Origin of the sequence: Pseudomonas sp. TH32 (assembly GCF_016650855.1) — a bacterium.
Taxonomy (GTDB): Bacteria; Pseudomonadota; Gammaproteobacteria; order Pseudomonadales; family Pseudomonadaceae; genus Aquipseudomonas.
The window spans coordinates 3,271,604-3,286,098 of sequence record NZ_JAEKFA010000002.1 but is presented as its reverse complement, the minus strand read 5'-3'; the positions used below and the strand labels follow the sequence as shown (position 1 = coordinate 3,286,098).

The 14,495-nt window shown below is 62.8% G+C and carries 9 protein-coding genes; 2 read left to right on the top strand and 7 right to left on the bottom strand.

The window, feature by feature from the left end:
* Window positions 1-45: 45 nt before the first annotated feature.
* The 4 genes from JFV30_RS18650 to pvdM form a co-directional block, all read right to left on the bottom strand.
* The gene (locus JFV30_RS18650; protein WP_201124870.1) at window positions 46-1,695 is read right to left on the bottom strand and encodes a cyclic peptide export ABC transporter; all 1,650 of its coding nucleotides are present in this window, start codon (window positions 1,693-1,695) and stop codon (window positions 46-48) included.
* A 128-nt stretch (window positions 1,696-1,823) separates the two neighbouring features.
* The gene (gene pvdO, locus JFV30_RS18645; protein ID WP_010166712.1) at window positions 1,824-2,720 is read right to left on the bottom strand and encodes a dihydropyoverdine dehydrogenase; all 897 of its coding nucleotides are present in this window, start codon (window positions 2,718-2,720) and stop codon (window positions 1,824-1,826) included.
* A gap of 40 nt (window positions 2,721-2,760) precedes the next feature.
* Window positions 2,761-4,041: a pyoverdine-tailoring periplasmic protein PvdN gene (pvdN, locus tag JFV30_RS18640; RefSeq protein ID WP_010166713.1), complete on the bottom strand. Its 1,281-nt coding sequence runs from the start codon at window positions 4,039-4,041 to the stop codon at window positions 2,761-2,763.
* A gap of 4 nt (window positions 4,042-4,045) precedes the next feature.
* Window positions 4,046-5,404, bottom strand: coding sequence for a pyoverdine-tailoring dipeptidase-like protein PvdM (gene pvdM / locus JFV30_RS18635; RefSeq protein WP_201124869.1), 1,359 nt, complete (start codon window positions 5,402-5,404; stop codon window positions 4,046-4,048).
* Window positions 5,405-5,577: 173 nt separating this feature from the next.
* On the opposite strand from pvdM, the gene pvdP reads away from it, so the two are divergent.
* Window positions 5,578-7,203 carry a pyoverdine maturation tyrosinase PvdP gene (gene pvdP / locus JFV30_RS18630; protein WP_201124868.1) on the top strand — a complete coding sequence of 542 codons (1,626 nt, stop codon included), beginning with the start codon at window positions 5,578-5,580 and terminating at the stop codon, window positions 7,201-7,203.
* Window positions 7,204-7,356: 153 nt separating this feature from the next.
* Window positions 7,357-9,843, top strand: coding sequence for a TonB-dependent siderophore receptor (locus JFV30_RS18625; RefSeq protein WP_201124867.1), 2,487 nt, complete (start codon window positions 7,357-7,359; stop codon window positions 9,841-9,843).
* 90 nt (window positions 9,844-9,933) lie between these two features.
* On the opposite strand, the gene JFV30_RS18620 is transcribed toward JFV30_RS18625, so the two are convergent.
* Genes JFV30_RS18620 through JFV30_RS18610 form a run of 3 tightly spaced genes read right to left on the bottom strand, consistent with a single transcriptional unit; the run spans window position 9,934 to window position 14,494 of the window.
* Window positions 9,934-11,346: an efflux transporter outer membrane subunit gene (locus JFV30_RS18620; RefSeq protein ID WP_201124866.1), complete on the bottom strand. Its 1,413-nt coding sequence runs from the start codon at window positions 11,344-11,346 to the stop codon at window positions 9,934-9,936.
* Window positions 11,347-11,353: 7 nt separating this feature from the next.
* Window positions 11,354-13,321, bottom strand: coding sequence for a MacB family efflux pump subunit (locus tag JFV30_RS18615; protein ID WP_010166724.1), 1,968 nt, complete (start codon window positions 13,319-13,321; stop codon window positions 11,354-11,356).
* The gene (locus JFV30_RS18610) at window positions 13,322-14,494 is read right to left on the bottom strand and encodes an efflux RND transporter periplasmic adaptor subunit (protein ID WP_201124865.1); all 1,173 of its coding nucleotides are present in this window, start codon (window positions 14,492-14,494) and stop codon (window positions 13,322-13,324) included.
* Between the last annotated feature and the right edge of the window lies 1 nt (window position 14,495).

Sequence of the window (14,495 nt, the reverse complement as noted above, 5' to 3'; positions counted from 1 at the left end):
ACTTGAGGGCAGGCGGCGAGCGGCAGGGTGCTCGCCGGAGGGGGATCAGGCGAACGCTTTTTCGGTGATGACGCGTCCGGCTTCCATGCGCACCAACTGGTCGGCGACGTCGAAGTAACGGTCGTCGTGGGAGATCACGATGATGGTTTTGCCCAGGCGCTTGAGGTCCGGCAGCAGTTCGGTATAGAACACGCGGCGGAAGGTCGGGTCCTGGTCGGCCGCCCATTCGTCGAAGACCAGCACCGGCCGTTCATCCAGCCAGGCATTGATCAAGGCCAGGCGCTTGCGCTGCCCGGTGGACAGGTCGGTGGTGGTGAACGCGCCGTCACGGATGCTGACCTTGTGGGCGATCTCCATGCGTTCCAGGTATTGGTTGGCATCGTCCGGCAGTGCTTTATCGCTTTGCACCAGTTCGTCGAACAGGTAGTAGTCGGCAAAAATGGTGGTGAACATCTGCCGGTAATCGTCCAGGCCAAGAGCGTCGACCGTGGCGCCGTTGAGGCGGATCTCACCCTGTTGCGGGGTGTACAGGCCCAGCAGCAATTTGATCAGGGTGGTCTTGCCGCAGCCGTTTTCACCGACGATAAACAGGATTTCCCCGGGCTCGATGGTCAGATTGACCGGGCCCAGCTTGAACGGTTCGCTGCCTTCGACGGGTGGGAAGGCGTATTGCACGTCGCGCAGTTCCAGGTTGTTCATGGGCGGTGTGCGGCTCTCGTCAGCGTCGAGCAGCAGGTGCGGCTCCGGCGAGGAGAAGCGCTCGGACAGGTCGGCAATGCGGCGGAAGGCGATTTGCGCGCGGCTGATGATCGGCAGGTTGGCGATCAGGTTTTCCAGCGGGCCTTTCATATAGAGCAGTACCAGGACAAAGCCGCTCATCATGGCCGGGTTGCTGCTGGGCCAGAACGATTGCAGGGTCAGCGCCAGGCCGATGACCACGAAGAACAGCATCGAGCCCAGGCTTTTGGCAATCACGAAAATATTGATCGAGCGCACGTGGGTGTCGCAGATGTGATCGGCGGTGGCCTGGATGTGGTGGGTCAGCATGGCGTGACGGCGCTTGCGATGGATGCGCAGCTCCTTGGCGCCTTCGGCGATGGCCGAGTAGTGTTTTTGCAGGTTGTCTTCAGCGTCCCGCGCGGCGTAGAAACCCTTGATGCCTTTGCTTTGTGCGATGAACTGAATGGCCGAGCCGATCCCGATGGCCAGCAGGGTCATGACGAAGATCGGCAGCGAGAGGCTTGCCAGGTAGCCCAGGCACCCCAGGATGACGGTGATGGAGATCGCCAGTGGGGCGAAGGCGAAGGCAAAATCGCTGATGGTGTCGACGTCGTGGGTCAGTACCGGAATCAGGCGGTGGCTGCGGTAGCGTTCGATCTGCTCGATCGGCGCTGACAACACCTTGGCCCCGAGGTCCTTGCGCAGCTTGGCAATCACTTTTTGCCCGACAAAGTTGCTGCCGATGTCGGCGGCAATGCTGCTGAGCAGGGCGAGTACACACAGACCGGCAAACGCCAGCACCACCGAAGCGGTAAGGCCGGACTCGCTGTGCAGGCCCTGGTTGACCGTGGCCAGCAGCGCGGTGACGCCCAGGCCTGCGAGAATCCCGAACAGGATCGACAGAATGACGGTGTAGCGATAGGGCTTGAGCAGGCTCAAGAGTTCGCGAAGGGCGCTACGCGGTTTTGCAGTCATGAAACTACCTCGGTCGCGACGTGGCTACGTGCTAAGGGCGAGTGGAGGCCCGGCGATCGATTTGATCGCTGGCGGGCTTTTGTAGGAGACGTTTCGAGTGGGGCGGGATTTAGCTTTATTACGGTGGGTCAGAGATCCCGCGCGACACGAAATCCCAGCCAGTCGCCACGGTCGGCCGGGTCCAGGTTATTGCGATTGCCGGAGCGCGAGAAAATCGGTGCTTCGGTCCAGTCGTTACCACGGATCTGCCGGTACTGGCATTGCCCGGTCATCCATGCGCTGCCATCGCTCGGGGCGCCGACATAGCTGTCGTTCTCACAGTCGGCCACCCATTCGTAGACGTTGCCGTGGCCGTCATACACACCAAAGGCGTTGGGCGCGAAGCTGCCGGCAGGCGAGGTGTAGGTAAAACCGTCCGTCGGGCCGTAGGTATTGGCGTGCTTGGAAATGCCGTATTCCGAGCCCTCGTCGAACGGGAACGGGAAGGGCCCGGTGCTGCCACCGCGTACCGCATATTCACGCAACGCTTCGCTTACCAGTCGGTAGTGCTTGCCGGTCTTTTTCGACAGCCAGGCCACGTAGGCTTCGGCTTCGGCGTAGTCCATGCACACCGCCGGTTGTTTGGGCCCCATGGGGTAGCGTGGTTTGCCGGCCTTGCATTCGCGGCCGGGGCGGGTATCGCCGTCGGGCATCACGTAGCCGCTGGAGCGGATATAGGCGTCCCATTCGCCGGACAGCACCTGGAAGCGGCTGATCGCCACGGGGTGGGCAAAGGTCACCGGGTGTTGCGGGCCTTCGTCGGGTTGGCGGCCCAGTTCGTCCTCGGGGGTACCCATGATGAACGTGCCGGTAGGCAGCACGACCATCTCGGGGCAGTCCTTGCAGTCCTTGAATACCTTGCCCGGTGGCAGGGCGGCAGCGGCCATCGCCGTGGCGGGGAGCGCACAGGCGGCCAGGGCGGTGAGGGCCAGGGCGCTGATCAATGGGCGCAGATGCTTGGGTGCGGCAGCAGATACAGGGGTCATGGTGCTCTCTATCGATAAGCCAAAAAATAGGGGGGGCTCGTCAGTGCCGTTTGCCCAGCAGGGCAATCACGCGATCGACTTCGTCCTCGGTATTGAGCAGCCCCGGGGCGGTACGGATGACCGGGCCCACGTCACGCTCCACAGCGTCTGCCACCACACGATTGGCCATGAGGTAGGCGGCGACTTCATCGCTGTCCTGGCCCTTGAGCCGGAAAAAGCTGAAACCGGCGGAGTGGTCGGGGCTGGTGGGGGTCACCATGTCGATGTTGGGCAGCGCCAGCAGGCGCTCCTTCAGGTAGCTGTTGAGTTGATGCACGCGGGCCTGCACATCGGCCTTGCCCAGTTGCAGGTGCAGTTCGAAGGCCTTGTCCAGTGCCCAGCGATGCTCGAAGGCGTGATAGCCGCCGGGTGTCAGGGTGTTGGCGAAATCGGTGGTCTCGGAAAAGGTTGGCAGCGTGGGAGTGAGGTCTTTGACCTGCTCGCTGTGGGCGCAAATAATGCCCGTGCCCCGGGGGCCGAACAGCCATTTGTGGGTGCCGGCGATGAAGTAGTCGCAGTTCATCTCGGGGAAGCTGAGGTCCTCGATGCCTAGGCCGTGCACGCCGTCGACGCAGTAAATGATCCGGTCCTGGTCATCGCGGTTGCGGTTGTGATGCTGCACCAGGCTGCCGATGTCGCTGATGGGCAGTTTCACTCCGCTGCTTGAATGCACCCACGTCATGCCCAGAACCCGTGTTTTGGGACGAATGGCCTGGTCGATGTTGCCCAGCACTTCGTCGGTGGACAGCGTATGGGGATCGTTGAACAGGCGGATCTTGCGCACCGATGTGCCCTGCTTGAGGGTGCGGTACTGCAGTATGTTGTGGGTCGAATAGTGTTCGTGTTCGGTGGTCAGGATTTCCTGGTCGGGGCGTACGTGCACGCCGCTGTAGATGATGCCCAGGCCTTCGGTGGTGCTGCCGGTGAGGGCGATCTGGCCAGGTTGGGCCCCCAGGTAGCGGCCGGCCCAGCGTCGCACTTCATCCTCGCGCTTGACGGTTTCGCCCAGGTCCCAATCCATCGCCAGGCCGGGGTTGCGGTCCAGCCGGTCGCGATGGGCCTCGATGGCCTCGCGTACCGGTTTGGGGTGGGAGGTGATCAGGAAGTTGGAGAAGTGGATGTAGGCCGGGTCCTGGTTGAACAGTTGGCGCAGTTGCACCCACTTGTCGCCGGAAGCTGCTGGCGGCGGGGTGTTGGCCAGCGCTTCGCCAAGCTTGAAGCCGATCGGCAGGCTGGCCGCGAGGACGCCTGCTTGTTTGAGAAAGGTTCTACGGTCGGCCATGGCTTCAATTCTGTTGAGTGACAGGGGCGTCAGGTTTGGCGGCGCGTTGCACCTGGTCCCAGACGCGCAGAAAGTTGCCGCCCCACAGCTTGGCGATGTCCGCTTCGGAGTAACCCCGCTGCAGCAGTTCGGCGGTGACGTTGCGAATTTCGGTGACATCCTTCCAGCCCTTGATGCCGCCGCCGTCGTTGAAGTCCGAGCTGATACCCACATGGTCGATGCCGATTTTTTTCACGGCGTAGTCGATGGCATTGCCCAGGTCCTTGAGGTCGGCCTTGGGCTCTTCATCGAGGATGGCGTAGAGAGCGCTGGCGTACTCGCCGAAACGCTGCTCCGGCCAGACGGTGATCACCGCGTCGCCCGGCATCAGCGCCATGGCCAGGTTGGGCAGTGGGGGCAGGTCGAAGCGCGCGCGCAGTTTGTTGAGTTTGTTCTGGGTAGGCTGGCTCAGCGGTCGCAGGTACGGCGAGAAGGCGACGATCTGCACCACGCCGCCGCTGTTCTTGATCAGTTGCAGCTCCTTGTCGCTGAGGTTTACCGGAATGTCCACCAGCGCCCTGGGGGCCGAGTGCGAGGCAACCATGGGAGTGCGGCTCAGTTGTGCCACTTGTTCCAGCGCGAGGGATGACATCTGCGACACATCGATGATCACGCCGAGGTCGTTCAGGCGCTGCACCGCTTGCTTGCCGATCCCCGACAACCCGCCCAAGGCGTCGGGCGTGTCATTGAAGAACGGCAGCGGGCGCGAGGAGTCGGCCCAGTCGTTGTTGCCCACATAACTGAAGCCGAACATACGCATGCCACGGGCGGCCCAAAGATCCAGCAGGCTCAGGTCGTTGCCCAGGGGGTAGGCATTGGACAGGTTGATGAACACGGCAAACTTGCCTTCACCGTGCAGGCGCCGGTAGTCGTCCGGCGTGTAGGCGATCCCGACCTGGTTGGGGAAGTCGCGCACCATGCCGGTGATGATCTTGTAGCGTATTTCCTGTTCCTTGCGGGCTTCGTCGACAAACCCTGCCGTAGGGCGGTGAGGGGCATTCGGGCCGTTCCAGATTTCCGGCCAGCCAAACACGCCCAGCGCAGCCCCCGAGAGAGGTCCGCGATTGGCCTTGACCAGGTCGAACTGGCCGCTGCCATCCTTGTCGGCTTCATTGCCGGCGCTGCCAAAATCCAGGGGCACGGTGATGTGGCTGTCGAAGGAGAGCAGGCGGTCTTGCAGTTCTTCGGCCTGCTGCATGAGTTTTATCGGGTAGCCGGGGTTGGCGAACCACTGTTCCCACGCCAGCCACCCAGCGCCCGCGGTGAGGGCGACGGCCAGTGGCAGGCCAATTAACAGAGCTTTTTTGGAGCGCGATTTTGTCATTGCCATCTCAGTCAGGTTGCCGTCGAGGTCGGGCGCAGTGGCCTTGGCTATCTGGGAAGAACGAGCGCAGCGCGTAGAAATTTAGCGAGTACCGCCGCAGGGCCTAAATTTGTCCGGCAACCCAACGTTCTAGCTTGGATACGGCCTGCTCCATGGCTGACACAGGTAGGGCAATGACGATTTCTCGACGAGGGTTTGTGGCGGGCCTGGCCCTGACGGGGGCGGCGGTGCCTGCGGCGTGGTACGCCCACCGTGAATGGGAGCGGGACAAGGAGCCGGAAACTCCCGGCGAGGCGACCGTGGAGTTGGCGGATGCCAGCGGCCAGCACCTGGCCGACAAGTTGCGGGGTGTCTGGGACATTCGCCTGCAGGGGCGCGATGCCGCGTTGGCGGGATTGCCGGTCAACGGCCTGGAAATGTTCCTCGACATTGCCCCGCGTGGGCGTGGCCTGCGGGGTTGCGTGGATACATCGCAGGTTCTGCGCGGGCCGGGCGAACCGCGCTATCAGGTGCAGGGTGATCTGGCGGAGGCGGACCCCCGGCATCTGACCTGGCGTCTGGTAAGTCGCGAATCCCTTGACGGTGCTCCGGCATATGAGTGCGAAGCGGTGCTGGATGAGGTCTGGGCCGAACATGGCAACGCGGGCAGTGGCACCTTGAGTGGACGGGTGTGGGATCTGAGTCGTCCCCTGGGTCTGCCGCAACTCGACGCGCGTTTTGTTGCGGTGAAGCGGGTGTTCCCTGAGGCGCGTGAACGTATCGGGCTGAATCCGACGCTGTTGGCCTGGCTGATCGCCCCGGAGCACCGATTGTTTCATCAGCTATGGCACGCATCCCGTGACCGTTGGCACAAACTGTCGGAAAAAAAACGCGACGCCTTGCGCGGCATCGGCTGGCAGCCCGGGCCGCGTGACCAGGAGCGCGACGCCCGTGGCCCGCGCAAGGATCGCAATGGTTCGGGGGTGGACTTCTTCTTCATGCACCGGCACATGCTCGGCACGGCCCGGTTGATGCAGGATTTGCCGTCATGGCCGCGTTTCCCCCTGCCGCAGCCGGAGTTGGAGCGCGACCGCCAGGGCTTTGCGCGGTACTTCGACAACCATGACGGTTTCGCTTTACCACCTGCCTGGCTGGCAGAAGGCGATGATGAGTACTCGCAGTGGGTGGGCGATATAAAAAGCGCCGAAACCTACCATGGCAATTTTGAAGTCTGGGAATCGCGCTACCGCAACCCGGCTTACCTGGCCAGGTTGACCCTGGGCCAGTTCGGCTCGGAAATCGAATTGGGCCTGCATGACTGGCTGCACATGCGCTGGGCCTCGGTGCCCCGCGACCCTTCCAACGGTGCGGCCGTGCCCATGGCGCGCGATCCGGCGGATTTCGCGGCGCGCTGGTACCGGCCGGAAAACGACTTTCTCGGCGACCCGTTCTCCTCCCACGTGAACCCGGTGTTCTGGCATTTCCATGGCTGGATTGATGATCGGCTGGAGGACTGGTTTCGCGCCCATGAGCGTTTCCATCCCGGCGAGCTGACGCGCCTGACCGTCAATAACGTGCCCTGGTTTGCGCCCGGGCGCTGGGTCGAGGTCAGCGACCCGTGGCTGGGCCCGACGACCCATGGCTGCAGCACCACGCCAGGCCTGGCGGTCGGCAAGTCGGTGGAGATGGACCCGGAAACCATGAAGCTGGCACTGCGTATCACGTTTGGCGAGGAGGACACACTGACCGATCTGTGGCGGCGTGTGCCGCGACGACCCTGGTATGCACGGCACCTTTCGGTCACGCCGAAACCCGGCTGATGGTGGGGCTTTCACGCGTCGATGGAGAGTCGAAAAAAGATTTTCGTAAATGAGTATGGTTTTCATTAGTGGGCCGTCTTATTAACCAGAGGCGCTGAAAGACGCCATCACTTCCTGCCAATCACACACCTCATCGTTCAAGGATTGCTGTCGATGCCTTATCCCCTTTGGTTGTCCACACCCAAGCATTACGCGTTGAAGAAACTGCCGCAGACCGTTCGCCTGATGATGCTGGGTGCTGCACTGGCCGTGCCGGCCGCTGGCGCATTGGCGCCGGGCGCAGCATTCGCCCAGAGCGAGGCGGGCAAGGTTGCGTTCGCGATTCCGGCCGGCAAGTTGTCGGAGGCCTTGATGAAGTTCGGCTCGGCGGCAGGCGTGTCGATTTCCTACGACCCGGCCCTGGCCAGCCAGCGCACCACCCAAGGGTTGAGGGGGCAGTTCAGCGTGGATGAAGGCCTGTTCCGGCTGTTGTCGGGCAGTGGCCTGCAGGCCAGTCGAGAAGCCAACGGCAGCTATATTGTGATGCCGCCTGCCAGTGGTTCGGCATTGACGTTGGGGGCGACCAATATCAGTGCCGAAGGGCTGGGGGCTACCACCGAAAACACCGGCTCCTACACCACGGGAGCCACCAGCACTGCAACCAAGCTGCCGTTGTCGTTGCGTGAAACTCCGCAGTCGGTGAGTGTGATTACCCGGCAACTGATGGACGACCAACACCTTTCAACGCTCAACGAGGTGCTGACCTTTACGCCGGGTATCAGCGCGAATCATCGCGACAGTGAACGTTATTCTTTCTACTCCCGTGGCTTCGAGATCCAGAATTTCCAGTACGACGGCATTCCGTCGCAAGTGGCCAACGAGTCCCAGCAGTACGTGGGTGCAATCTCGGACATGGCCATCTATGACCGGGTCGAGGTGGTACGAGGCGCTACTGGCCTGATGAGTGGTGCGGGGACTCCATCGGCCACTATCAACCTGGTGCGCAAGCGTCCGACCAAGGACTTCCAGGCTTACGTTTCCGGGGAAGCCGGCGCGTGGGACCGCTACCGTTCCGAAGTCGATGTCTCCGGCCCCCTGACCGAGACAGGCAATGTACGTGGGCGGTTCGTCGCGGCCTACCAGAAGCAGAACTCGTTCATCGACTGGTACAGCCAGGAAAAGCGGGTGATGTACGGCGCGTTGGATATCGACTTGAACGACAGCACTACGCTGCGAACGAGCCTCGATTACCAGAATAATGATGCCAATGGCAGCAGCTACGGGCATATCCCTTTGTTCTACAGCAACGGTACGCAAACCAATCTCTCCCGTTCATTCAACCCAGCCTCGCGCTCGAGTTACATGGACAATACCAGCTACAACTTCACCACCATGCTTGACCACAAGCTGGACAATGACTGGAGCCTGAAGACCGCCTACAGCCATCAATACTCTTACCGTAAAGGTCAGGGCGCATCAGCCAGTGGTGGTTACCCTGATCCGGTGACTGGGCAAGGCACAGGGGTATTTATCTATCGCCTGGACAGCTACCAGACCCAGGACACGCTCGACGCCTATGCCTCCGGTCCGTTCCAACTGGGTGGCCGCGAACATGAATTGGTGGTGGGGGCCAGTACGTCGCGCACTCACCTGAACTTCCCCAACTACGCAAGCCACCAAGACGATGGTGACTATGGTTCGGCGGATATTTTCAACTGGGACGGTCGCGAGTACCCACGTCGTCAGTACTACAAGGATGGCGGCACCGTCACGACCTTGCAGCAGACCGGCATTTACGGCGCCCTGCGTCTGAAACCGTTTGATCCGTTGACGATCATTCTGGGTACCCGGCTCAGCTGGTGGAACCAGGAAGACGAAGTCAGCAACTACCTCAACGACACCAAAGCCACTGACAAGACCAAAAAAACCGGGGTGGTTACGCCATACGCGGGTATCGTCTATGAGCTGAATGACACATACTCGGTGTACGCCAGCTACACCAGCATCTTCTTGCCGCAGACGTTCTACAAGACAGAGTCCGGTGGCTCACTCGCTCCTCTTGAAGGTGACAACTACGAGATTGGCCTCAAAGGTGAGTTCTTCAACGGCGCGCTGAACGCGAGCATCGCGGTATTCGATATCGAGCAGAAGAACACGCCGGCGCAGTCTGGCCAGGACTCTTCGGGCCGGGCCGTGTACAAGGCCATCAGCGGTACCAATACCCGTGGTGTCGAGACGGAAATCTCTGGCGAAGTTGCCAGCGGCTGGAATGTGTTTGGTGGCTATACCTATCGTGAGTCCCATGACAAGGACGGCGCTCGGGTCCAGACCAACCAGCCGATCAACCTGTTCAAGTTCGGCACTACGTACCGCCTGCCGGGTGAATGGAACAAGTTGACCGTCGGCGGCAACGTTACCTGGCAAAGCGAGATGTACGCCTCTTCGCAAATCAACTACTCAGGCCCTTATTACAAGGCAACGCAGGATCCATACGCCGTGGTTGGCCTGCTGGCCAAATACCAGGTGGACGAACACCTGAGCGTGGGCCTGAACGTTAACAACCTGTTCGATCAGAAATACTACGACGGCATGGGCACGTTTAACTCGGGCTCCTACGGCGAGCCCCGCAACGCAGTGGTCAACGCCAAGTGGACCTTCTGAGTCGGTGATACACCGGGCGCCGGCAGTTGAGCTTGCGCCCTCCACGCAACAAAAAACCGCCGTGAAGGCGGTTTTTTTATGACGCCGGTTTCAGCGCATATCCGCGACGGTCGGCGCCTGCCAACTGCCCCCCAGTGCCTTGTACAACGCGATACTGGCCTGCACCCGCGCCAGTCGCAGTTGCACATTGAGGTCCTGGGCCGCGTACAGCGTGCGCTGGGTTTCCAGTACCGTCAGCAAGTCCTCGGCGCCGGCCTGATAGCGGCTTTGGGCAATCCGGAAGGCCGTTTGCGCCTCGCTCAGTTCCTGGCCCTGCCACCTCCGTTGCTGGTCCAGGCCATGCAGAGTGTTCAAGGCTTTTTCGACATCGGCAAAACCATTGATGATCGCGCTGCGGTAGGTTTGCAGCAGTTCATCCTGGCGGGCGGTGGTGCGGTCGCGTTCGGCGCTCAGTTGGCCGTTGTTGAAGATCGGCGCGGTAAGCCCGGCCGTCAGGTTATAGAACGGGCTGCGCAGGATGTCCGAGGCGGTGCTGGCGCCCGAGCCGAGGCTGGCCCCCAAGGTCACGGTGGGTAACATCGCGGCGCGGGCGACGACCACGTCAGCCTTGGCCGCAGCAAGGCGGGCTTCGGCGCTGGCAATGTCCGGCCGGCGCCGCAGCAGGTCGCTGGGCACACCGGCTGTAATCTGCGGCCAGTGCAGTGCATCGAACGACTGTTGGCCCAATGTGAGGTTTTGCACCGGCTCTCCCAGCAGGGCCGCCAGGGTGATCATCGCGTCGCGGGCCTGTTGCTGCACCTGTGGCAATTGGCGCTGCTGGGCCGCCACCAGGCTTTTCTGTTGGGCCAGCTCCAGGGCGGTGGCGGAGCCCGCGTTGTAGCGGCTCTGCACCAGGTCCAGCACGTTTTGCGCATTGGCCAGGTTCAGTTCGGCGATGCGCCCTTGCTCGCGCAGGGACAGGGCTTGGGTGTAGCTGTTGGCGACGCTGCTCAGCAGGGTCAGTTCGACGGTGGCCCGATCGAACTCGCTGGCGCGCAGCCCTTCGAGGGCGCTATCGCGGGCGGCGCGGCGGCCGCCCCAGAAATCGATTTCATAGCTGGCGGTGAGGCTGGCGTCGAAGTAGTCCACCGCCTTGTTGTCGCTGTCGGCGTCCAACTGGCTGTAGCCTTTGCCGCGCAGCAATTTCTGGCGGCTGGCGTTCGAGCCGCCGGTCAGCGCCGGCAGCAACGGCGCGCCGGCGATCACTGCGCTGGCCTGGGCCTGGCGAACCCTGGCCATTGCCGCAGCCAGGTCATGGCTTCCGGCCTGGGCCTGGGCGATCAACTGATCAAGCTCGGGGCTGGCGAACTGTGTCCACCAACGTTGATTGTCTTGCCGCGCACCTTCGGTATTCGGTGACTGCCAGGAGGAGGGCGGCGCCAGGCCGCTCTCCACGTTGGGCACCAGGTTGTTGCAGGCTGCGAGCAACAGGCTGGCGGCGATCACGGTCAATTGCACGTTCATAGGGCGATCATTCACTGGTAAGGGCGGTGACCGGGTCCAGCCTGGCCGCCTTGCGAGCCGGCATGAAGCCGAAGAGGACACCGGTGACCAAGGCGCAACCAAAGGCGCCGAGCCCGGCCATCAGGGAGAAGGCCACCGCAATGTCACTGAGGATCAGCACGCCGCCGATGATCAATGCCAGGGCAATTCCAGCCAGGCCGCCCACCACCGAGAGCATCACGGCCTCGGTCAGAAACTGGCGCAGGATGTCCCGTTGGCGGGCACCGGTGGCCATGCGGATGCCGATCTCGCGGGTGCGTTCGCGCACGGTCATCAGCATGATGTTCATCACGCCGATGCCGCCCACCAGCAATGAAATGGCGGCTATGGCACCGAGCATCAGCGACAGGGTGTTCTGGGTGCGGGCCTCGGCCTGGATCATGGCGGCGTTGTTGGTCAGTTCATAATCGCGTTTGCCACCGTGCAGGCGCAGCATCAACTGGTCGATGGCCTGTTCGGTCTCCTTGACCTTGCGCGCATCGGCGGCGGCAATCACCACGTATTCCGGGTTGTAGCTGCCGAACAGGCGGATGCTGGCGGCGGAGTAGGGCACGGCAATCCGGTCGTCACTGTCCTGGTCGCCGGAGCTCGCACCTTTGCCAGCCAATACGCCGACCACCTGGAAAGGCACGTTTTCGATCAGGATGTATTGGCCGATGGGATTGGCGAGGTCCTTGAACAGGGTGTCACGCACTTTCTGGCCGATCACTGCCACCGCAGCGGCGCTGTGCTCGTCGGCGTCGGTGAAGTAGTCACCTTCGACCACCGGCCAGTTGAAAATGGCCGGGAAGTGGGTGTCGTTGCCGCCGACGTAGGCGGCATGGTCGACATTGCCGAAACGCACGGTCGCCTGGGCACCGTTGACCGGCATGATGCGTTGCACTTGTGGCAGGTCTCCCAGGGCGGCGACGTCATCCAGCGTGATGATGCCCGGCGGTGTACGCGGGTTGGGGGTGTGGCCGCTCAGGTAGATGATGTTGGAGCCGAATGCGCCCATCTGCGCCATTACCTGGCGCTTGCTGCCTTCGCCGACGGCCAGCATCACCACCACCGAAGCCACGCCGATGACGATGCCCAGCAGCGTAAGGGCCGTGCGAAAGCGGTTGATCCACATCACGCGCCAGGCCGCGTGCACCGCATCCACAAGCTCACCCTTCCAGGCGCCGGTGTGTTCGCTGCCATCGGCCAGGCGCTGGCGCAAATCTACGGCCTGCAACGTACCCTCCACGGCCTGCGCCGGGGCGTTGTCCGGGCCCGAGTCGCTGACGATCTGGCCGTCGCGGATCTCAATGATGCGCTTGGCCCGCGCGGCCACTTCCCGATCGTGAGTGATCAGAATGACCACGTGGCCCTGGCTCGCCAGCTCGTCGAGCAGTGCCATCACTTCGGCGCCGCTGTGGCTGTCGAGGGCGCCGGTGGGTTCGTCGGCAAGGATGATATGGCCGCCATTCATCAGCGCGCGGGCAATCGACACTCGTTGCTGCTGGCCGCCGGACAATTGGTGGGGGCGGTTGCCGGTGCGGCTGGCCAGGCCCAGCCGATCCAGCAGCGCTGCGGCGCGGGCATGGCGTTCGCCGGCGGGCAGGCCGGCGTAGATGGCGGGCATCTCGACGTTTTCCTGGGCCGAGCCGGACGCAATGAGGTGGTAACCCTGAAACACAAAACCAAAGGCTTCGCGGCGCAGCCAGGCCAACTCGTCGCTGCCCAGTTGTGCAACATTTTCCCCGGCGAACAGGTAGTCGCCCCGGGTCGGGCGGTCGAGGCAACCGAGGATGTTCATCAGGGTGGATTTGCCGGAGCCCGAGGTGCCGACGATGGCGACGAATTCGCCGGCATGGATCGACAGGTCGATGCCGCGCAGCACATCGACCTGCGGGGTGTCATGGCCGCCGTAGGATTTGCGGATGTCCCGCAGCTCGATCAGTGGGGTGGGCATTCAACCACCACTGCCGTCGGACGGGCCGGTCAGCAGGTGGTCGCCTTCCTTGAGCCCTTCCAGCACCTGGACCCGCCTCCGGTCACTGATGCCGGTGCGCACCTCGTGAGTCTTGATGCTGCCGTTGGCGGCCACTACCCGCGCCAGTTGCTGGTCCGGGGCACTGCCGCCCTGCAACGCGGAGATCGGTGCAGTGAGTACGTTCTTCGCCGAGTTGGCGACGAAAAACACCTGGGTGGTCATCTCTGCCATCAAGGCGTGGTCGGTGTTGTCGACATCCAATAGCACGGTATAGAGCACCACTCGCCCACTGCCGCTCTTGCTGGAACTGGCGGGGCTGCCGCCGCCCTGGCTGGTTTCGTTCAGCGGCTTGGGCGGGATCGGCAGGATCTGCCGCACGGTGCTGGCCCAGCGCCGGCCGCCGCCGCTCAAGGTGGTGAAGTAGGCGCTCATGCCCGGTTTGACGTGGCCGATATCGGCTTCCGAGACCTCCGCCCAAACGGTCATCGGTGACAGCTTGGCGATGCGCATGATCAGGGGGGTCTGTTGCTGTGCGTTGAGGGTCTGGCCGACCCGGGCGTCGACTGCCACCACCGTCCCGGACATCGGCGCATAGATGCGCGTGTAGCCAAGCTCCGCTTCGTCGCTGCGCAGGCTGGCCTGGGCCTGGCGGATCTGCGCCTGGAACATCTCGACCCGGGCCTGGGTGGCGCGCCACTCGGCCTGGGCGGTTTGTACATCTTCCTCGCGCGTGGCGCCGGCGGCCGTGAGGTTTTGCTGGCGCTTGTATTTCTGCTGCGCCAGGTCGTGCTGGGCGCGCTGCTCCTGCAACTGGGCCTTGAGGTTTTCGATGGCAAAACGGCTGGCGTCGAGCTTGGCCTTTTGTGTGGCGGGATCGATTTCCACCAGCAGTTGGCCTTCCTGGACCTGGTCGCCGGCTTCGACATGGATCTTGCGGATTTGCCCGGACGCCTGGGCGCCCACGTCGACGTAGCGCCGTGGTTGCAGGGTGCCCAGCGCGGTCACGCTGCTTTCAATGTCGCCTCGAGTGACCTGGACAGTGGACAGCTTGTCGCGCCCTGCGGGTAGAACCTGCCAGGTGGCCAGGGCAATCATAGGGACCAGGCACATCGCTGCCAGCCAGGCGTATCGGTTAACTCGGGGACGTTTCATG